Origin of the sequence: Streptomyces sp. NPDC001852 (assembly GCF_042891825.1) — a bacterium.
GTDB lineage: Bacteria > Actinomycetota > Actinomycetes > Streptomycetales > Streptomycetaceae > Streptomyces.
Window position 1 is genome coordinate 44,003 of sequence record NZ_JBIATN010000033.1, and the last position, 18,874, is coordinate 62,876.

17 protein-coding genes and 2 pseudogenes are annotated in these 18,874 nt (G+C 70.4%); 12 read left to right on the forward strand and 7 right to left on the reverse strand.

Annotation, left to right across the window (positions count from 1 at the left end):
- Positions 1 to 308: 308 nt before the first annotated feature.
- From ACFYZB_RS38805 to ACFYZB_RS38820, 4 genes and pseudogenes are all read right to left on the reverse strand, one after another.
- Positions 309 to 551 (reverse strand): annotated as a pseudogene (locus ACFYZB_RS38805) (transposase); the annotation flags it as partial.
- A gap of 13 nt (positions 552 to 564) precedes the next feature.
- The gene (locus ACFYZB_RS38810; RefSeq protein ID WP_388766569.1) at positions 565 to 1,935 is read right to left on the reverse strand and encodes an IS4 family transposase; all 1,371 of its coding nucleotides are present in this window, start codon (positions 1,933 to 1,935) and stop codon (positions 565 to 567) included.
- A 55-nt stretch (positions 1,936 to 1,990) separates the two neighbouring features.
- Positions 1,991 to 3,321, reverse strand: a pseudogene (locus tag ACFYZB_RS38815) (IS1182 family transposase); the annotation flags it as partial.
- An 83-nt stretch (positions 3,322 to 3,404) separates the two neighbouring features.
- Positions 3,405 to 4,037 (reverse strand): MBL fold metallo-hydrolase, encoded by a 633-nt coding sequence (locus ACFYZB_RS38820; protein ID WP_388766478.1) that lies wholly within the window; start codon positions 4,035 to 4,037, stop codon positions 3,405 to 3,407.
- Positions 4,038 to 4,232: 195 nt separating this feature from the next.
- Here ACFYZB_RS38820 and ACFYZB_RS38825 point away from each other — a divergent pair, with 195 nt between their 5' ends.
- Positions 4,233 to 4,937 (forward strand): transposase, encoded by a 705-nt coding sequence (locus ACFYZB_RS38825; protein WP_388766479.1) that lies wholly within the window; start codon positions 4,233 to 4,235, stop codon positions 4,935 to 4,937.
- A gap of 342 nt (positions 4,938 to 5,279) precedes the next feature.
- Here ACFYZB_RS38825 and ACFYZB_RS38830 read toward each other — a convergent pair whose 3' ends face one another.
- Positions 5,280 to 6,338, reverse strand: a complete 1,059-nt coding sequence (locus ACFYZB_RS38830; protein ID WP_388766480.1) for a zinc-dependent alcohol dehydrogenase family protein — start codon at positions 6,336 to 6,338, stop codon at positions 5,280 to 5,282.
- A 596-nt stretch (positions 6,339 to 6,934) separates the two neighbouring features.
- Complete coding sequence (locus ACFYZB_RS38835; protein ID WP_388766481.1) at positions 6,935 to 7,144, reverse strand: hypothetical protein; 210 nt, start codon at positions 7,142 to 7,144, stop codon at positions 6,935 to 6,937.
- 338 nt (positions 7,145 to 7,482) lie between these two features.
- On the opposite strand from ACFYZB_RS38835, the gene ACFYZB_RS38840 reads away from it, so the two are divergent.
- The 10 genes from ACFYZB_RS38840 (at position 7,483) to ACFYZB_RS38885 (ending at position 16,892) form a co-directional block, all read left to right on the forward strand.
- Positions 7,483 to 8,082 (forward strand): hypothetical protein, encoded by a 600-nt coding sequence (locus ACFYZB_RS38840; protein ID WP_388766483.1) that lies wholly within the window; start codon positions 7,483 to 7,485, stop codon positions 8,080 to 8,082.
- A gap of 38 nt (positions 8,083 to 8,120) precedes the next feature.
- A complete protein-coding gene (locus ACFYZB_RS38845; RefSeq protein WP_388766484.1) occupies positions 8,121 to 8,861 on the forward strand; it encodes a YcnI family protein in 741 nt (246 codons plus the stop codon).
- Positions 8,862 to 9,064: 203 nt separating this feature from the next.
- The gene (locus ACFYZB_RS38850) at positions 9,065 to 9,307 is read left to right on the forward strand and encodes a hypothetical protein (protein WP_388766486.1); all 243 of its coding nucleotides are present in this window, start codon (positions 9,065 to 9,067) and stop codon (positions 9,305 to 9,307) included.
- Complete coding sequence (locus ACFYZB_RS38855; protein WP_388766488.1) at positions 9,307 to 11,562, forward strand: heavy metal translocating P-type ATPase; 2,256 nt, start codon at positions 9,307 to 9,309, stop codon at positions 11,560 to 11,562. Before ACFYZB_RS38850 ends, ACFYZB_RS38855 begins: the two co-directional genes overlap by 1 nt.
- Positions 11,559 to 12,080: a copper chaperone PCu(A)C gene (locus tag ACFYZB_RS38860; protein ID WP_388766490.1), complete on the forward strand. Its 522-nt coding sequence runs from the start codon at positions 11,559 to 11,561 to the stop codon at positions 12,078 to 12,080. The genes ACFYZB_RS38855 and ACFYZB_RS38860 overlap by 4 nt, the downstream gene beginning before the upstream one ends.
- Before the next feature lie 218 nt (positions 12,081 to 12,298).
- Entirely contained in the window at positions 12,299 to 12,949 is a 651-nt protein-coding gene (locus ACFYZB_RS38865; protein ID WP_388766492.1) for a hypothetical protein, read from the forward strand.
- 179 nt (positions 12,950 to 13,128) lie between these two features.
- The gene (locus ACFYZB_RS38870) at positions 13,129 to 13,743 is read left to right on the forward strand and encodes a sigma-70 family RNA polymerase sigma factor (protein WP_388766493.1); all 615 of its coding nucleotides are present in this window, start codon (positions 13,129 to 13,131) and stop codon (positions 13,741 to 13,743) included.
- 193 nt (positions 13,744 to 13,936) lie between these two features.
- Complete coding sequence (locus ACFYZB_RS38875; RefSeq protein ID WP_388766494.1) at positions 13,937 to 15,016, forward strand: ABC transporter substrate-binding protein; 1,080 nt, start codon at positions 13,937 to 13,939, stop codon at positions 15,014 to 15,016.
- Between the two features lie 2 nt (positions 15,017 to 15,018).
- Positions 15,019 to 16,080 (forward strand): FecCD family ABC transporter permease, encoded by a 1,062-nt coding sequence (locus tag ACFYZB_RS38880; protein WP_388766496.1) that lies wholly within the window; start codon positions 15,019 to 15,021, stop codon positions 16,078 to 16,080.
- Complete coding sequence (locus tag ACFYZB_RS38885; RefSeq protein ID WP_388766497.1) at positions 16,077 to 16,892, forward strand: ABC transporter ATP-binding protein; 816 nt, start codon at positions 16,077 to 16,079, stop codon at positions 16,890 to 16,892. The genes ACFYZB_RS38880 and ACFYZB_RS38885 overlap by 4 nt, the downstream gene beginning before the upstream one ends.
- A 57-nt stretch (positions 16,893 to 16,949) precedes the next feature.
- On the opposite strand, the gene ACFYZB_RS38890 is transcribed toward ACFYZB_RS38885, so the two are convergent.
- Positions 16,950 to 17,165, reverse strand: a complete 216-nt coding sequence (locus tag ACFYZB_RS38890) for a heavy-metal-associated domain-containing protein (RefSeq protein WP_388766498.1) — start codon at positions 17,163 to 17,165, stop codon at positions 16,950 to 16,952.
- A 290-nt stretch (positions 17,166 to 17,455) separates the two neighbouring features.
- Between ACFYZB_RS38890 and ACFYZB_RS38895 the strand changes: the two genes are divergently transcribed.
- Positions 17,456 to 18,874, forward strand: a complete 1,419-nt coding sequence (locus tag ACFYZB_RS38895; RefSeq protein ID WP_388766500.1) for an MFS transporter — start codon at positions 17,456 to 17,458, stop codon at positions 18,872 to 18,874.

Here is an 18,874-nt window from a genome sequence, read left to right on the forward strand (position 1 = left end):
ACCCGTTCGCCGGGGCCTGGCTGCCGTGATCGGCTATTGCACAGCCGCTGAGCGCCTTGTGTTACGAACCTGCGGAACCACTGAGATCCAGCACGCATAGCTTCTCGGCCTCCGTCACGTCAGGCTCTACGACGCCCGCTCGTCGTGCTTCACCTTCCTAGGAGCGTGGGTCGGTAACGGCAACTGGCCGGGTGGGTGTGATCGCCGGTTGCCGGGTGTCTGTCCGGTCCTGTGTGCCGGTGGCGGGTGGTCGGGCTTGCCGCTGGGTGACCGGCTCGGCTGGGGCCGGTCGGCCCGGCCTGGGTCGTTCAGGCGATCGCGGCGGCGAGAGCGTCGGGTCCGGTGTGGCGGAAGATCTTGCGGAGGTTGTGGCAGGCGGCCAGCAGTTGCCACTCGCCTCGGGCGCCCTCCTCGCCGCGCAGGAGGAGCTGGCGGCCGTTCTGGCAGGTCATGATCTGGCCGAAGACGGGTTCGACGATGGCCTTGCGGCGGCTGTAGGCCTTCCGACCGGGCTTGGTCCGCAGTTTGCGGGCCAAGCGCTCCTTTAGGGCAAGGCCATGAAGTTTACGGGCTGATGGGTGCTGTCAACAGGATGTCGATGCTGACGGTGGCCTTGTAGGTGTGTCGGTCGACGCGCAGGCTCTTGTAGGCATAGCGGGACATCGGACGCTTCACGGCGCGGGGACCGAGGCGCAGTCGGCGGGCGGGCATGAGGTTGTTGAGAACTGCCCGGCCGATGGCGCCCACGAGGTCGATGGTGGTGCCGGCGATCACGCCGGCTGCCTGGACGACCTGGTCGCGGGCGGTGTGGAGAGCGATGCTGAAGCTGGCCCGGTCCGGGTCGGCCCCGGGGACGGTGCTGGTGGCGTCGGCGATGGCGATCCTTATCGACTGGTAGACGGTCAGCAGGGCGTAGATTTCCTGCGCGATGCCCGGCAGGGTGCGGGCCCGCAGCACGCGTCGGCCGAGCACCGACTTCTTGATCGCGAAGTAGGCGGACTCCACTTCCCATCGCTCGTGGTACAGCCTGACCAGCTCGAAGGCTGGATAGCGGTGGGGATCGAGCAGGGTGGTGGCCAGGCGGTAGACGCCGCTGTGCCGTCCGGCGGTGGTGGCGATGGTGATCTCGCATTCGATGATGCGGACCTGGACCGTGCCGATCTGGGAGAGGAAGGAGCCGTCGTCGAACCGGTGCAGGACGGGCGGTTTGCGCGTTGCGGAGAGCCGGGCCAGAAAGTCGGCACTGGTGCCGGCCACGGCTTGGAGGAAAACGTTGGTGGCAAAGCCTCGGTCCAGCAGTAGGACCATGTCCTGGTGCAGTGAGCGCAGCAGGCGGCGTCCCAGGACGGGCTCGCCGGGTTTGCGGGGGCCGAAGACCGCGTCGATGACCGCGCGGGTGCCGCAGGCGACCAGGGCGACCAGCAGGACCTGCGGGTAGCCGGAGGCGGCGGTGTACTGGTTGGCTCCCTTGCCCAGCCGGGCGCGCACGTCTGCGTCGTCGGCGACGTCCAGGTACGTGCCGTCGATGGCGACCACCAGCAGTCCGGCCGAGCGGGTCCCGGTGGTGCGGATCGCGCTCGCCGGGCCGCGCAGCAGGTCGAACAGGGCCTGCAGCGGGCGTGCGCCGAGCCTGGTGCGGGCGTGCCACAGTGCGGTCGCGGTCACCGTCGGCAGTGGCAGGGCCTCAAGGGCACCGGTCAGCTTGCGCCACACGGCCGGGTAGCCGCATTCCTCGAACAGCGTGGCCGCGAGCAGCAGGTAGACCACCACCCGGGCCGGCAGTTTCCGCAGCCGCTGCTGCACCGCCCCGCACTCGGCGAGGACCGCATCGACCATCTCGAAGGGCACGACCTGGGTTAACTCGCCCAGATGTCCCGGGGCGAAGACGCCTTCGGCTACCGCGATTTCACGCGTGATGACAGACTGTCCGGACAGCGGAGCCTCCGGTCTTTGTGAACGACTTGTCTTGGCGGACGAGCCAGTTCTACCGGGGCTCCGCTTCTCGCGTCCGGCGTCTTTCCAGATCAGACCCCACTTGCGGCCACGACCCCACCCGTAACTTCATGGCCTTGTCCTTTAGGGTCGCATCCTTGGGGATGCGTCCGCGGGGTGCGGGCGGGACGTGCTCGTCGTGGCCGAGTCGGCCGGTGGCCATGAACGTGTCGGTGCCGCAGGACAGTTGGCGGTCCCTGGCGGCTTCGAGGTTCGCATCGGAGCAGTACCCGGCGTCCACGAGGGCCTGCTTGGGGTGAGTGCCGGTGTTGGCGGCGGACTGGTCGAGCCTGCTCGTGTAGTTCGGCGCGTCGGAGGCGCAGGTCGTCACGTCGGCGGCGGTGATGATCTGGTGCTGCTCGTCGACGACGGCCTGGGCGTTGTAGGCCTGGATGTAGGCGCCGTTGCTGTTCTTCATGATCCGCGAGTCGGGATCGGTGAAGTTTGCCTGGTTCTTCGGCTTCGGGCGGGCCTTGGCGGCGGCCTCCTCGCCGGCGTCGATGACGGCCTGCTCGTCGCTGCTACCGGTGCGCTATTGGCGGCGGCGTTCCTTTTCCTGGGCGTGCTTGCGGGCCTTGTCGGCGGCCTCGGCCTCGATCTGGGCGCGGGCGGCCTGCAACCGCGCGAGGCGCTCTCGCGACGGTCCAGCTCGGCGGGCAGATCCGTGTCCTTGCCATCGACGCCGGACCGGGCGTCCTCGGCGGCGTCGGTCGCCTCGGCATCGGCAAGCAGGGCGGCGGTGGCGGCCTCCAGGGCGGCGATCTCAGCCTCGATCCGTTCCTCCTTGTCTATGAGCCGGCCGTAGCTCATCGCCTTGTGCTTGGAGGCGTTGGCCTCCAGCTTCGTGCCGTCCAGAGCGACACGGCCCATCTTGACCATGCCGAGCTTCTGCGCGAGGTGAAGCGACTGGAGGAACAGGCCCGCCAGGGCGTCCAGGTGGCGGCGGCGGAGCCGGGCGATCGAGCGGAAGTCCGGGGCCTGGTCGGCAGCCAGGAACCGGAACGCGACGTCGTCCACGCAACGGCGCTCGATCGCCTGGGAGGAGCGCACCCCGGTGGTGTAGCCGTAGATCAGCAGGCGCACCATCAGCCTGGGGTCGTATGGCGGGTAGCCGCGCTTTTCGGTGTAGTCGGCCAGGAACGAGGACAGGTCGAGCGCCTCGTCGACCAGGTCGGCGACGAACCGGGCCAGGTAGTCCTCGGGCAGCCACTCGTCCAGCGACGGCGGCAGGAGCAGCACCTGGCCCGGGTCGAACGCCCGGAACTTCTTGCCCACCGCTGCCGCACGCGCCCGCGGCTGCTCTGGCTCGACCGGCTCGGCCTCGAACAGCCCCTCCTGATCACGCATACCGGGATCATCCCGCATGAATGATCACGAGACACACGCAGGCTGCCGGCTGCTGAGACACGCTCTTAGCGGATTGTCACGGACTCTCCGACCGGGATGCGCGCGTACTCGGTGCCGCCCTTGAAGTCCAACCAGCCGTCGAAGTACTCCTGGCCGAGCTCGTTGAGCGTGGCGTCGTGGATCGGGAACGCCCGCTTCGGCCGCACCGCCCGCACGAAGTCCAGCGTCTCGGAGAGCTTGAGCCAGGGTGCGGCAGCCGGCACGAGCAGCGTCTCCACCGGCGACGGCGGGACGTACAGCGAGTCGCCCGGATGGTAGACCGTGCCGTCGACGACGAAACCGACGTTGGCGCAGCCGGGCAGGCCGTCGTAGATCTCGGCGTGTGCCCCGCCCACGACGTCGACGGCGAACCCGGCCGCCGTGAACCGCTGCCCTGCGTCGACGGCGACTGCCGCGCCGCCCAGCTCGGGGGCCGACTCGACCGCTGCCGACGGCAGGTACACCCGGAACGCGGAGTTGCTCTGACTCGCCGCCACGAGCTTGGCGATGTCGAGGTGGTCGGGGTGCTCGTGCGTCACCAGCACCTCGTCGACCCCGTCGAGCGCTTCGGCCTCCGAGAACGTCCCCGGGTCGATCACCAGCACCCGGTCGTCCGCTTCCAGGCGCACACAGGCGTGGCCATATTTGATCAAATGCATGTGCCCACTATGGCGGGGACGGTCAAAGGCGGGGTCCTGTTCGATCAGGCTGTGTCGGAGATCAGGCTGTTCCACAGCGTGACAACCAGCTCGAACGGCCCGTCCCATCACGCATATCGGGATCTCCCTGCATGAATGATCACAAGACACACGCGGGTTGCCGGTTACTGAGACACGCTCCTAGCCAACAACGGCGTGCCGCAGATCGCGAGAATGTACAAACTCACGAAGGCGTCGGCCGTCAAAGCCCGCACCCAGGCCATCAATCAACTCAAGGCCGTACTCGTCACTGCGGACCCCGTCTTGCGGGAGGAATTGGCCGGACTGGGCAATGCCGAACCCTTCCGTACTTGCGCACAGTTCACTCATGCGCGTGGTGGCGAGGAGGTCGGCGCGGAGTCGGTGGTGCAAGCCGCCCGGATCACGCTGGGTCTGCTGGCTCACCGGATCGGTCAGCTCTCCGAGGAGATCCGGGACGTGGAGGCTCGTCTTGCGCGGCTCGTGGAGTGCCATGCCCCGCAGTTGCTCGACGTGGTGGGGATCGGTCCGGACACGGCGGTTACGTTGCTGATCACGGTGGGGGACAACCCGGAACGCCTGGACAGTGAGGCGTCCTTCGCTGCGCTGTGCGAGGTCAGTCCTGTCGAGCGTTCCTCGGGACGCCGGCAGTTCCGTCGCCTCAACCGTGGTGGCGACCGTCAGGCAAATGCCGCGCTCCACCGCATCGGGTTCACCCGTCTGCGGGTCGACCCGCGCACCCAGGACTATTACGAGCGCCGGATCAAGGAGGGCACAAGACCCGGCGCGAAATCGTCCGATGCCTCAAACGTTACGCGGCCCGGGAGGTCTTCCACCTGGTCAGACAGTTACCGCCAGGACCCCGCTCATAGGGGCTTGTGACAGCGCCTGTGAGAGAGGCGTTCGACGGCAAGCCCCTGCAGACGTGGCCGGCGGGGGCTTTCGAGCGGGTGTGCTGCAGTGTCTGGCGGTGGCGCCGTATCCCTCGGGTTCTGTTCCACCGAGCACTCGACGCGAGGGCGCAGTGATGACACATGTCTGCGGTAGATGCAGCCTGGGGCCCTTGGCGAGCAACAGGTCATAGACTTCGCCTCTGCAAAGTCGAACGCCCATGACTCCCCGGAAGAACACTGACGCAGGGGCTGGCCCGCTTGAGCAGCAGAGGCTTCATCTGGCGGCCGGCACGAGGTGGCCGCACCGCCAGCGCACCAGCAGGGCGGCTTCTTACCCGTCACCTTCGTCCCGCCTTTCGTCGAAGACGAACAGCGGCTTGGTGCCGTGTGCGGGTGCTTCGGCGAGCGCGACGGCTTCTGCGAAGGCTTCGAGCGGGAACGGCTGGCCCGGGGGGATGCTCAGCACCCTATCGGCAACGAGACCGCGCACCTGGGCCAGCGCGTCCAGCGTGTCCTCCGACGAGGCACTGCCGAGCCAGCGGTTCAGCCAGAACCCACGGAGTGTTTTGGTCTCGTAGATGACCGAGCGGGCCTGGAGCGGAATAGTCAGCGCCGCTGGGTCGGTCTGTCGGTGGGTGGAGAGCGCGCCGTACACCAGCAGCTCTCCACGCGGAGCCAGTGCCTGGGACACTTGGGCGCCGACGGGGCCTGCGACACAGTCGATGGCCTTCCGCACGCCAGCCGGTCCCGCGATCTCAGCGACGCGCTGCACCAAGTCCTCGTCCTCTGTGCAGATGACCTCGTCTCCACCGAGCGCTGTGATCTCCTCGACAGCAGCACGTCGGCGCACGACATTGATCGTGCGAATCCCCAGATGCCGGGACAGCTGGATCACGAGCCGGCCGACGGTGGAGCCCGCGGCGGTCTGCAACAGCCACTCGTCCGGCTGCACGTCGAGTTCGCGCGTGACGAGGAGCAGCGCGGTCAATGGATTGACGGCGAGCTGGCAGGCGCTGGAGTCGCTCAGCTGGTCGGGAACCGGCAGCAGCCTGTGTGAGTCGGCGACGAGGTATTCCTGCCAGGTGCCTGCCACCGGGGGCCCGGGTACGGCCGGGATCACGGCGGCCACGACGCGCTCACCGACCTTCAGCCCCTCGGTCTGCGGGCCCAGGTCAGCGATGCGGCCCACGCACTCCATGTAGCCCCCGACAGCGGGAAATTCCGGCGAGAAGCCGTAGCGGCCGCGCAGCACGTGCAGATCACTCGCGTGAACCGGGGTCGCCTTCACACGGATCAACGCCTGACCGGCGTCCGGCGTGGGAACAGGCCGGGATTCCAGCCGCAGGACATCGGTGGGCTCGCCGGCCGCTACGGCTACGAGCGCGCGCATGGATCGAGGCATGAGTGGCCTTTCGTCTCCCGGTCCACGAGGAACCTGGCGGACGCTCCAGGCAGAGCGATGCTGGGGTGGGCGCCCAGGCCGGTGCCGAGGCTGTGATCGGCATTGGACTCTTCCAGACCCTTAACCGGCTCACCCGAGGTGATTATGCAAGGGCTCTGGGCTCACCGGTTTGCCGAGACCCGTGCCCCGGATCCGCTCGCTGCAGTACGAGTCCGGACAGGCACCCGTCACTTCACGCTACGCCCAGCTCCGGGAAGGTTCTCGGCGGTGGACCATGACCAGGGAGAGAACGCCCGCTGCGCCGATTCGGGACTCGGCATCAGCCGCTTGTGTCGGCGTCGCCGTCATCAGGCGGATCTCCCGGTCTCCTGCCGCCCGGAGGGGAGCCGTCCCCCGGCAGCCGCCACGATCGCGGTGAGCGCGGTCCAGAACGGGTCGTCGGGCTGAATGAAGTCCGGCTGGTGGCTGAACGACTAGGCCATCAGTCGGCCGGTCGGGAGGGTGGGGCGGCCCGGCGTCGTGCGGCGACTTGGAGCAGGGAGTCGCCCGTGCGGGCCGCCTTCGCGGTGTCCTGCGGTGGTTGGTCAGGCGATACCGTCCAGCTTGCCTGCCTTGGCGTCGGCGACGATCGAGGAGAACTGGTCGGCGCTCATCTGGACCTGCTGGCCGAAGTCGTCGGTCAGGATGATGCGGCGGTCGGTGGGGGCGGCCGGGTCGACGAACAGCTGGGGGCAGCCGCAGTTGCAGTTGCCGCAGAACGTGGCGACGGGTTCCAGCCCGCTGGTGTCGGTCATGCTGATCCACCTCCGTGGGATGGGGTTTGTGGCACTCCGGTGTCAGGACGGAACGGACCGGTGGGTGGCCGCGGGGGACTGCCCCGGGGATACCCGGTGTGGATGCGGCGGACGCGCCACCCCGTCGGGTGCAGGGAGCGCGGAGGTGGCGGGTGTGCGCCCGTGCTCCTTGGAGTGCTACCGATGCTTCGATTTCGCCAAGGTGGCTGGGAACTGAACGGCACCCGCGTCCGACTCGTAAGGAGGAGGCAGGTCCACCAGGTACGAGTCCGTGGGCGGTGATGCGTGTGCCTGGGCCGGGGGAGAGATCCTTTGGACGCGTGGCAGCATCAGGTGCCGTGAGTGTGTCCCTGGCGGTGCGGAGCGTGCGCGCGGCGGTGTTCGCCGTGCTGTGCGTGCTGCTCGCTGCCGGAGGGCATGCCATGGCCACGGGCATGGCGCCGACGGTGTGGGTGCAGGCTGCTGGGTTCGTGCCGGTCTTCGCCGCGGGCTGTCTGCTGGGTGGCCGTGAGCGGTCTCTGGCCGCCATCGGCGCGGGGACCCTGGCCGCCCAGGGCGGGTTGCACCTTGTCTTCCACGTCGCCGAGCCCGATCACGCCGTGATGGTCATGCACGGCATGCGGATGGTCCAGGCGCCCCATGCGGTGACACCGCACGCCACCGCCGCGCATGCCGGGGCGGCCCTGCTGCTGACCTGGTGGCTGCGGCGCGGTGAGGCGGCACTGTGGTCGCTGCTGCGGTGGGCGGTCGCGTTCGTGCCGGGGCTTGCCGCCTGGTGGCAGGTGGCCGGCGGGGCGTGGCGCGCACCGGCCGAGCCGGAGCTGGTGCGTCGGGCTGCCGGTGAGCCGTGGGCGGTGCGGCAGGTGCGGCTGAGGTACGCCGTTCACCGGCGGGGGCCGCCGCCCGGGATGTCGTACGCGCTGTCGTACGCGATCTGAACCGACATCCCTTCTTCCGTACGGAGATCCCTCACCTCATGTCCAGGACCCGCACCACCCTGCGCCGCGCCGGCGCCGTCACGGCCCTGACCGCCGCCGGACTTCTCGCTGCCGCGGGCGTGGCCTCGGCGCACGTCACCGTCCACCCCGACAGCTACGCCAAGGGCGCCACCGACGGCGTGCTGACCTTCCGTGTCCCCAACGAGGAGGACACGGCCTCCACCACCAAGGTCCAGGTCTTCCTGCCCACCGACCACCCCGTCCTCGGGGTGCTGGTCCACCCGCAGGACGGCTGGAGCGCCCAGGTCACCAACACCAAGCTCAAGACGCCCCTCAAGACGGACGACGGCACCATCACCGACGCCGTCTCCGAGATCACCTTCACCGGCGGCAAGATCGCGCCGGGCCAGTACGAGGACTTCAACGTCGCCTTCGGGCAGCTGCCCGACGACACCGACCAGCTGACCTTCAAGGCCCTCCAGACGTACTCCGACGGCAAGACCGTCCGCTGGATCGAGACGCCCTCCGGCGGACAGGAGCCGGAGAACCCGGCTCCTGTCCTCAAGCTCACCGCCAAGGGCGCGGACGAGAGCGGCAGCACCTCGACCGGCTCGCCGGCGAACTCGAAGAGCTCCGCGAGCGCCAAGTCGACCGCTTCGAGCAGCGACTCGACCGCCCGTGGCCTCGGCATCGCCGGGCTTGTCGTGGGCGTGCTGGGCCTGGCAGCGGCCGTGTTCGCCGTCCTGCGCGGCCGCTCCACGGGATCCCGGGCCGAATAGCGCAGGTGCCCTGCCGACAGCCGGAACCCGGAAACCGTCGGCAGGGCACCCGTTCCTCGACGCGCGACGCCAGAGCACGGTTGTTCGTTATGTGACGTGTGTCATAGGTGTGCTCCGGAACTCGGGCGTCCGGCGGCCCGACTCCTGAAGCGGTACGGCTCGATCCGACCGGCGCCGTACGACGTGATCTGGAGACGCGGTTGATGGACGAATCCCGGCAATCCTCCTCCGACGCGGGTGCGGTACTGCGGAAGCTGGTCCCACCGCCTGCCCTGTGCGGGTTCCTTCTCCTGCTGGCGCTGATCTTCGCGGCGTCGTACGCCGTCGGTGCCGCCGCCGGACCCGTCGCCCCCGGTATGCACGGCACCGGCGCACGGCCGGGCGGCGACGGCAGCGCAGGCGGAGGCGTCGACGACATGGGCGACATGCACGGGGGAGGCCACTGATGGGAGCGGAACCCGTGGGCACCCTCGTCACGACCGACCTGACCGTCGGCGGCATGACCTGCGCGGCCTGCGTGAGGCGGGTCGAGAAGAAGCTCGGCAAGCTGGACGGGGTTACGGCGACCGTCAATCTGGCCACCGGGCGGGCCCGGGTGAGTCATCCGGCGGAGATCAGTCCTGCGGACCTCGTCGCGGCCGTCGAGAAGGCGGGCTATACGGCTGCCCTGCCCGAGCCGCCCAAGAAGCAGAAGCGCGAGGACGACGCCGAGGGCGAGGGCGCCCGGCAGGAGCGCGACCGGCTGGTGATCGTCGCGCTGCTCGCGCTGCCGGTGCTGGTGCTGTCGATGGTGTCCGGCCTTCAGTTCCGGAACTGGCAGTGGATGTGCTTCATGCTCGCGGCGCCCGTCGCGGTGTGGGGAGCCTGGCCGTTCCATGTGCGGGCGGTGCGCGGGCTGCGGCACGCGGCGGCGACAATGGACACCCTGGTGTCGCTGGGTGTGGTGGCCTCTTTCTCCTGGTCGGTGTACGCGCTCTTTCTCGGCGGTGCCGGTGGGCCAGGGATGCGGATGCCGTTCACCCTCGTGCCCTCGGCCTCGGAGGGCGCCGCGCACATCTACCTGGAAGCGGCTGTGGGCGTGCCGCTGTTCGTTCTGGCCGGCCGTTTCCTGGAGGCGCGTGCCCGGCGCGGGACGGGGGCGGCGCTGAGGTCGCTCGCCCAGCTCGCTGCCAAGGAGGTCTCGGTACGCGAGGACGGCACCGAACGGCTGGTTCCGATCGAGCAGTTGGGTGCCGGACAGGTCTTCGTCGTACGGCCCGGAGAGCGGGTCGCCACCGACGGCGAGGTCGTGGAGGGCGCCTCGGCCGTGGACCTGTCCCTGGTCACCGGTGAGAGCGAGCCGGTTGAAGTGGGTGCGGGTTCGGCCGTGGTCGGCGGGGCCGTCAACGCCGGCGGCCTGTTGCTCGTACGGGCCACCGCCGTCGGCACCGACACCCAGCTCGCCCGGATCACCCGCCTGGTCACCGAGGCGCAGGCGGGCAAGGCGCGGGCGCAGCGGCTGGCCGACTCGGTGGCCGGTGTCTTCGTACCCGTCGTGCTGGCGCTGGCCGTCACGGCGCTCGGCTTCTGGCTCGGTGCGGGAGCCGATCCTCAGGCGGCCGTCACCGCGTGCGTGGCGGTCCTCGTCGTCGCCTGTCCCTGCGCACTCGGCCTGGCGACCCCGACGGCGCTGATGGCCGCGACCGGCCGGGGCGCCCAGTTGGGCGTTCTGGTCAGTGGACCGCAGGCTCTGGAGGGGCTGCAGCACATCGATGCGGTCGTGCTGGACAAGACCGGCACCCTCACCTCCGGCCACATGAGTGTCGCCCGGGTGACCGCTGTGCCCGGCGGGCTCGGGAAGGAGGCGGTGCTGCGGCTGGCGGGCGCGGTAGAGCAGGGCTCGGAGCACCCGCTGGGCCGGGCCATCGCCGCGTATGCCGGGCGGGCCGCGCAGGGACAGGCGACGCCGGACGTGACCGAGTTCGGCGCCACACCGGGGCAGGGGGTGCGCGGACGGGTCGAAGGCCGCCTGGTCGAAGTCCTCGTGCCGGACGATGACTTGCCCACGGTCCTCGAGGACGCCATGTCCAGGGCCGAGGCCGCCGCCCACACACCCGTTCTGGTCCGCGTCGACGGTGTGGCCGAGGCCCTGATCGAGGTAGGGGACGTCGTACGCCCCGGAAGCTACCGTGCCGTGAACCGCCTGCGGCGGCTCGGCGTCCGCCCGGTGCTCGCCACAGGTGACCGGGAAGCGCCCGCGCAGGCCGTGGCGTCGGCTCTGGGTGTCGACGAGGTGCACGCCCGCTGCACCCCCGAGGGCAAGGCCGACCTCGTACGGGACCTGCAGGGGCAGGGATACCGGGTCGCGGTCATCGGCGACGGCGTCAACGACGCCGCCGCCCTCGCCGGCGCCGACCTCGGCATCGCCATGGGCAGCGGCACCGACGTGGCCATCGGAGCGGCCGACGTGACGCTGGTGCGCGGCGACATCGAGGCCCTCGCGGACGCGGTCCGGCTGGCCCGACGCACGCTCGGCACCATCCGCGCCAACCTCGTGTGGGCGTTCGGCTACAACGTCGTCACCGTGCCGCTCGCCATGGTCGGCCTGCTCAACCCGATGTTCGCCGCGGCCGCGATGTCGGCCAGCTCGCTGCTGGTCGTCGGCAACAGCCTGCGACTGCGCGCCTGGCAGCCCTCGTCCGCCCGGAGGCGTACCCGGTGACCGAGCAGAACCCCTGGCGGCCGTCGCGCCGCCGGCTGACCGACACACTGCTCGCCGCGGCCGTGCCCGTGGCCGCGTGCAGCCTCGCCCTGGGTGGCCTGACCACCTGGGTCGGGGCCGGGAAGGCGGGCAGCCCGGCACGGATCGCCGTCACGTCCGGGCGGGTCTTCCTGCCCTACGGCGACAACACGGAGACCGCCGCGTTCTTCGACGTTTCCAACCTCGGCGGCGCGGACGACCGGCTGGTGAAGGTGACGTCCACCGACACGCGCGGAGAGATCACCCTCAGCCGTCACCGCACCACCGCCGGCGGGGCCGCGTACAAGGCCGACGTGAACTCTGTCACCGTCCCTGCCGGTGGCGAGCTGTCCATGTCCCCGCACGGCGTGGACCTGACCCTGCGGGCGCGCACTGGGTGGCAGGAGGGTGACCTGGTGTCGTTCACACTGCACTTCGAGCGCAGCGCGCCGGTCAAGTCGATCGCAGTGGTGATCCGCTCCGCCGACGGAGCCTCCTGATCAGCAGCCCCTCCGGGGGCAACTCGGCCTCGACGGGGTCACTGTCGCCGAAAACCTTCGCCCGGGAAGTGCTTCCCGAGGAGAAGTCGGGTAGGAACCCTCGCCAGTTCCGGCGTGGCGTCGTGGTATGGATCACAGGCTGGGTATTGAGTGTGGTGCCCGGTGGATTTCCGTACCCACGCATGACGGCCGAAGCCCGGATGCGAGGATGAGGCGCCATGACAGCAGGGTGGTGTGCTCGCACGATACGGGCCGCGGTGTTCGCGGCCGCCTGTGTGCTGCTCGCCGCCCTGGGCCACGTCCTGATGTCCGGGAGCGACGTACCCGCGTGGGCGATGGCCGCCGGCGGGGCCGTGACCGGTGCCGTCGGCTGGTGTCTGGCGGGGCGTGAACGTGGCCTGCCGTTGATCGTGACGGCCGTGGTTGCCGCCCAAGCCGTGCTGCACGAGGCGTTCTCCTACGCGCAATCGGCATCCGGAGGTTCGGCCTCCGTGGACATGAGCGGCATGGGCTCCATGGACATGGGGCACATGGACATGAGTCACATGGACCACATGAGCCAGATGGGGCACATGGGGCACTCCATGGGCGGCGGCTCGTCGTCGTTCGGCATGCTCGCCGCTCACCTGCTCGCCGCGCTGCTGTGCGGGCTGTGGCTGGCTTACGGCGAGAGGGCCACCTTCCGGATCCTGCGGGCGGTGGCCGGATGGCTGGCGGCACCGCTGAGGCTCCTGTTCGCCTCGCCCCTCACCCCGGACCGCCCGCGCGTCCGCCTGCCGCGCCGACGCTCGGACCGGGCGCCGCGTCTCCTCCTTCTCGTCCACGCGATCACTTCTCGGGGTCCGCCGGTGGGAACGGCTGTCGTCTGAAGACAGCTGGTTTCCCGAGGCTGCCGGGCTGCCCGTGTGTGCTTCGGGCCACGGCCGTACGACCGCACAGGTGCTGTCGCGCCACAGCGACGTCGTAGGGCCGTCTCTCTCACTTTCACCGGACCGCGCGCTGTGACGCGCCCTGGTCCGGATCACGGTTGACCCGAGAAGGACACCAGGTGATTACCACTGCCCTGCCCACGTCGCGCGCCAAGAGCTACCAGCCGGCAGCGCCCGACGAATCGATCACCGCATGGGCGTTGGCCGCCCGAGGCGGTGACGCGGACGCGGTCGAGCTGTTCGTGGGCGCCCTGCACCGCGACGTCCAGCGCTACGTCGCCCACCTTTGCGGCGATCCCCAGGCTGCGGACGATCTGGCCCAGGACACGTTCCTGCGGGCGCTCGGCAGCCTGCACCGGTTCGAGGGGCGTTCCTCGGCCCGGGCCTGGCTGCTGTCCATCGCCCGCCGCGCGGTGATCGACAGCTACCGGTACGCCGCAGCCCGGCCGCGTCAGTCGGACGTACCGGACTGGCGTGCAGCCATTGAGCTGGCTCAGCCGTGCGACCTGCCCGGTTTCGACGACGGCATCGCACTGCTCGATCTGCTGGCTTCGCTGCCCGATGACCGTCGGGAGGCGTTCATCCTCACGCAGCTGCTCGGCCTGCCCTACGCGGAGGCCGCGGAGGTCAGTGACTGCCCGGTCGGCACGGTCCGCTCCCGCGTGGCCCGCGCCCGGGCGGCCCTGATGGACCTGCTCGACGAGGCGGAGAGGCCCGCCGCACTGGCGGCCTGACGCTCCAGGAGGGTGTCGGTGCCGACTGCGGAAATCCTGGCACCGACACCCTCGTCAGCACCTGGGAACGGTTCTCCTGAGCCGTGTCGCCAACTTTGCGGGAACTCACGGGAACTCGCGTGGTGTTCGCTCCGACTTCTGGAGCGGGTGACGGAGGTTCGCCCGCGTACCGAGTGGATCCGGGAGTTGTTCGATGCGTTCTCGTGTGTGGGGCTCTGCGGCGGCCGTCGTGCTCGGCGGCCTGCTGGCGGCTGGCTGCGGCGGCGGGGAGAAGGACACGGGGAGCGAGAGCGCGGGGAAGGCCAAGGACTCCGTCTCGGGCGCCTACCCGGTGTCCGTCACCGACTGCATGGGCGCCAAGACCACCTTCTCCGCCGCCCCGAAGAAGATCGTCACCAGCAACGCCTCCAGCCTGGAGCTGCTGCTGCGCCTCGGCGCCGGCGACAAGGTGATCGGCACCGGCTTCCCGCCCGGCAAGGGCACCCTGCCCGGCACGCTCGACACGCAGGCGCAGAAGGTGAAGGTGCTCAGCCAGACCGTCATCCCCAAGGAGAAGCTGCTCGGCTCCGGCGCCGACCTGTACATCGACACCTTCGCCTCCATGGGCAGCATGGGCGGCGGAGGTATGGGGGACGCGCCGACGCCGGAGGAGTTCCAGGCCGCCGGAATCAAGCACATCTACCTGAAGTCCACCGCCTGCGCGGCACAGAGCAAGAGCCCGGTGACCGACCTGTCCGCGGTGGAGGCCGACATCACCTCTCTCGGCGCGGTCACCGGCACGAGCGCACGGGCGAAGGAACTCGTCGCCGGGATGAAGGAGAAGGTGGACGCCGTCCAGAAGGCGGTCGGCGGCACGGCGGAGAGCAAGCGGCCGACGTACTTCTTCTTCGACTACGACGCCGGCACCAAGCAGCCCTCCGTCACCTGCAACCGCCAGGTCGCCAACGCGGTGATCACCCTGGCCGGGGCCCGCAACGTCTTCGCCGACTGCGACGGCGACTACAAGCAGGTCGGCTGGGAGGACGTGATCGCCAAGAACCCGGACTGGATCCAGCTCGGGGTCCGCAACCGGGGCAGCGAGGCGGCGAACAAGAAGGCGTTCGACGAGGCCGAACAGTGGCTGAAGTCCAACGCGGCGACCAAGGGCCTCAAGGCAGTGAAGGAAGGCCACCTCCTGCGCGTCGGCTCCGAGCAGACGACCATCGCGGGAGTCGAGAACGCCGACACGGTCGAGGAGATCGCCAAGGCGCTCTACCCGGGCAAGGTCGGCTGACCATGTCCTCCACGCTGGTGCGCCGGAAAGCCTCGGCTTCGGAAGAGCGCAGTCTGCCCGCGACACCGCTGGCAGTGGTCCTCGCAGTGGTGTTGCTGGCCGCGCTGACGGCCGCGGTGGCCTGGGGCTCGACGTCCATCCCGCCCGGCGAGGTGTGGGGCGTGGTGTGGCGAAGACTGTCCGGTGAGGCGCCGCGGCCGGGCACGAACGACCTGATCGTGTGGCAACTTCGCGTTCCGCGCGCCCTGCTCGCCGCTCTCGTCGGTGCCGGGCTCGGTGTCGTCGGTACGGCCGTACAGGCGCTGGTGCGCAATCCGCTGGCCGACCCGTACCTGCTGGGCATCTCCAACGGGGCCTCCCTCGGTGCGGTCGCCGCGATCGTGCTCGGGGGCGGGGCGCTGGGTCTTGGCCTGTCCGGAGCGGCCTTCGCCGGTGCGCTGGCCACCTTTGCACTGGTGTGGGCGGTGGCCCGGCGCGGCGGGGGCTTCGCACCGCTGCGCCTGGTGCTCGCCGGAGTGGCGATCGGCCAGTTCCTCTCCGGCTTCACCAGCTACCTGGTGCTGCGGGCCGGGGACGAGCAGCAGACCCACAGCGTGCTGTTCTGGCTCATGGGCAGCCTCAGCGGAGCGAACTGGCAGATGCTCGCGGTTCCCGCCGTCGCCGTGCCCGTCGCTCTGCTCTGGCTGCAGGCGCGCGCCCGCGGACTGAACGCCCTGCTGATGGGCGACGAGACGGCGGCCGGCCTCGGCATCGACGTCACCCGCCTGCGCCGCGAACTCTTCACCGTCACCAGCATGCTGACCGGCGTCCTGGTCGCCGTCTCCGGCGCGATCGCCTTCGTCGCCCTGATGGTGCCGCACGTCTGCCGCCTGGTCGTCGGCGGCGACCACCGGCGCCTGCTGCCGCTCTCGGCCCTGTTCGGGGCGGTGCTGCTGGTGGTGGTCGACATCGTCTGCCGTACGGCCATGGACACACAGGAGCTGCCGGTGGGCGTGGTCACTTCGCTGCTCGGGGCTCCGGCCCTGCTGTATCTGCTGGACCGGCGCCTGGGGAGCGGCAGTTGAGGATCGACATCGAGGACCTGCACGTCGCCTACGCCGGCCGTACGGTCGTCGCGGGCGCCCACTTGATCGCCGCCGAGGGTGAGATCACCGGCCTGGTCGGTCCGAACGGCAGCGGCAAGTCCACGCTCTTGCGCACCGTCTACCGGCACCTGAAGCCCACCGCCGGGCGCGTACTTCTGGCCGGCACCGATCTGCGCGAGCTGAGCCCGGTCGAGTCGGCGCGGCGCGTGGCCGCTCTCCCGCAGGAGCGGGGGAACGACTTCGAGCTGAGCGTGCGCGAGGTCGTCGCCATGGGCCGCACCCCCTACAAGCGGGCCTTCGCCGGTGAGGACGCCGCCGACCGGGACATCGTCGCCCGTGCCTTGGCGGACGTCGGCATGGACGAACAGGCGGGTCGCCGGTTCACGGCTCTGTCCGGCGGTGAGCGCCAACGCGTCCTGCTCGCAAGGGCCTTCGCCCAGAGTCCCGACGTCCTGGTCCTCGACGAGCCGACCAACCACCTCGACATCCGCCACCAGGTCGAACTGCTCGCCCTGCTGCGTGCCCAGCGCCGTACGACGCTGGTGTCGCTGCACGACCTCAACGCGGCTGCTTCCGTCTGCGACCGCCTCCACGTCCTGCACGCCGGCTCGGTCGTCGCCTCCGGCCCGCCCCGCGAGGTGCTCACGCCCGCCCTGATGGCGGAGGTGTTCGGGGTGCGGGCGGCCGTGGTCGACCACCCCCTCACCGGGGATCCCTTGATCGCCTTCGACCACCGGGCACCCGCCGACGCGGAGCCGGCTGTGGCAGTGGAGACGCACACCGGCGCCTGAACACGGTGGGGAAGGACGGCGGGGGTGGTGCCGTCCTTCCTGGTCTGCGGGTTTCGGTCAGGCGGCGGCCGGGTCCGCGATGCCGTACCCGGCCTCGACGATCGCGGCGCGCAGCCGTTCGTCTTCGAGTTCCGTGCCGTGGACGGTGACGGCGTTGGCGGAGAGGTCGACCGCGACCTCGCTCACCCCGGGTACCTCGGAGACCTCTTCCCTGATGCTGGCCGCGCAGTGCTCGCAGCTCATTCCGGTGACGTTGTACTGCTTCTGGGCCATGGCGCAACTCCTGGAAGCTGATGGGGGGTTCGGCGTGACGTACGTTCGCGTGAACGCGGAGGTTCAGGCTGTCGCCGTCACCTCAGTAGTCGGATGAGCCGAGCCTGAAGTTCCGCCGTGAGCAAGCTGATTCCGATGCTCCTCGTGGGGCTCAACTGGCCGACGGGGCTACTTCCAGCCTTCCCGCCACGATTTTTGGGACAGGTCCGGGAACTCACGCGCGATCCCTCCCGACTTGTGGGACGAGGCTGCCTTCCGGCAGCCCGCCCACGAAGGTGAGGGGCGGAAAGGTGACAGACCACAGACCCGGTTCGGAACAGCCCGGGCACATACCCGACGGCTCTGCCGGCGAGGACCGCTGGCTGCTGGTGGCCGTGGCGGGCATGCTCTCGTTCGTGGCGATGCTCGACATGAACATCGTCAACGTGGCTCTCGCGGACATCGCCGACGGCCTGCACGTCTCCGCCGCGACCGCCCAGTGGGCCGTGCTCGGCTACCAGCTTCCCGTCGTCGCACTGCTGTTGCCCGTCGGCCGCTGGCTGGACGGCGTGGGAATGCGCTCCGCCGTACTCGTCGCGACCGCCGGCTTCGCCCTGTGCAGCGCACTGGCGGCCGCCGCTCCCTGGGCTGCCTGGCTGATCGCCGCCCGCATCGCGCAGGGCGCGTTCGGCGCGGTGCTGTTCGTGCTGATGCCAGTCCTCGCGATCCGCTCCGTACGGCCCGAGAGGCGAGGACGTGCGATGAGCGTGCCCGCGACCCTGGGCCCGCTCGGGGCGGTGACCGGGCCGGCCGTGGGCGGGCTGCTCCTGGACCATCTGGGCTGGCACGCCGTCTTCCTCGTCAAGATCCCCTTCTGTGCGCTCGCCCTGGTCGTGGCCTGGTGCGCGCTGCCCTCGGACGGCGCCCTGCGCCGGCCCGACCGGCGCTCCGCAGCAGACGCCCTCCTGGCGGCCACCGGTGTAGCGGCCCTGCTGCTGGCGCTGACCCTGGCCTCGGACCGTCCGGTGTGGCTGGTGCTCGCGCTCGCGGCAGTCCCGCCGCTGTGGTGGTGGCTGCGCGGTCCGGGCGGGCGTCCGGTGACCGGCGTGCTGCGTGTCGCGGGACTGTTCCGGGCACACGGGGCGGTACTGGCGCTGGCGGCCGGCTTCGCGGCCATGCACTACGTCGTCGCCCTGCACCTCCAGCGCGACGACGGCGTCAGTGCCACGACCACCGGGCTCACCGTGCTCTCCTTCCCGCTCGGTATGGGCCTGGCCGGACCGCTCGGCGGACGCCTCGCCGACCGGTACGGCGCCCGGCCGACAGCGGTCACCGGCGTCGCCTTCACCGCCGCCGGCTTGGTTCTCCTCGTTCCGCTGGGCGGCGACTGGTCACCGTTGGACGTCGCCTGGCGGCTGGCGCTGGCCGGCATCGGCATGGGCCTGAACGGCGGCCCGACCCAGGCCCTGGTCATGGGTGCCGCCCCGCCGGAGTGGACCGCGACCGTTGGCTCGACCGTCCAGTTCGCCCGCAGTCTCGGTTTCACCCTGGGCCCGGCCCTGGCCACCGCCGCCTGGGGCCTTGCCGGACCTGCCGACGGCGTGCACGCCGCCCTCGTCGTGGCCGCCACCGCCGCCTGTCTCGCCGTACCTCTGCTGGCACTGCCCGCCCGACGCCCGGCCACCGGGCCGGAGAAGACCACCGACGCGGCGTCCGCCGCCCATCGCTGA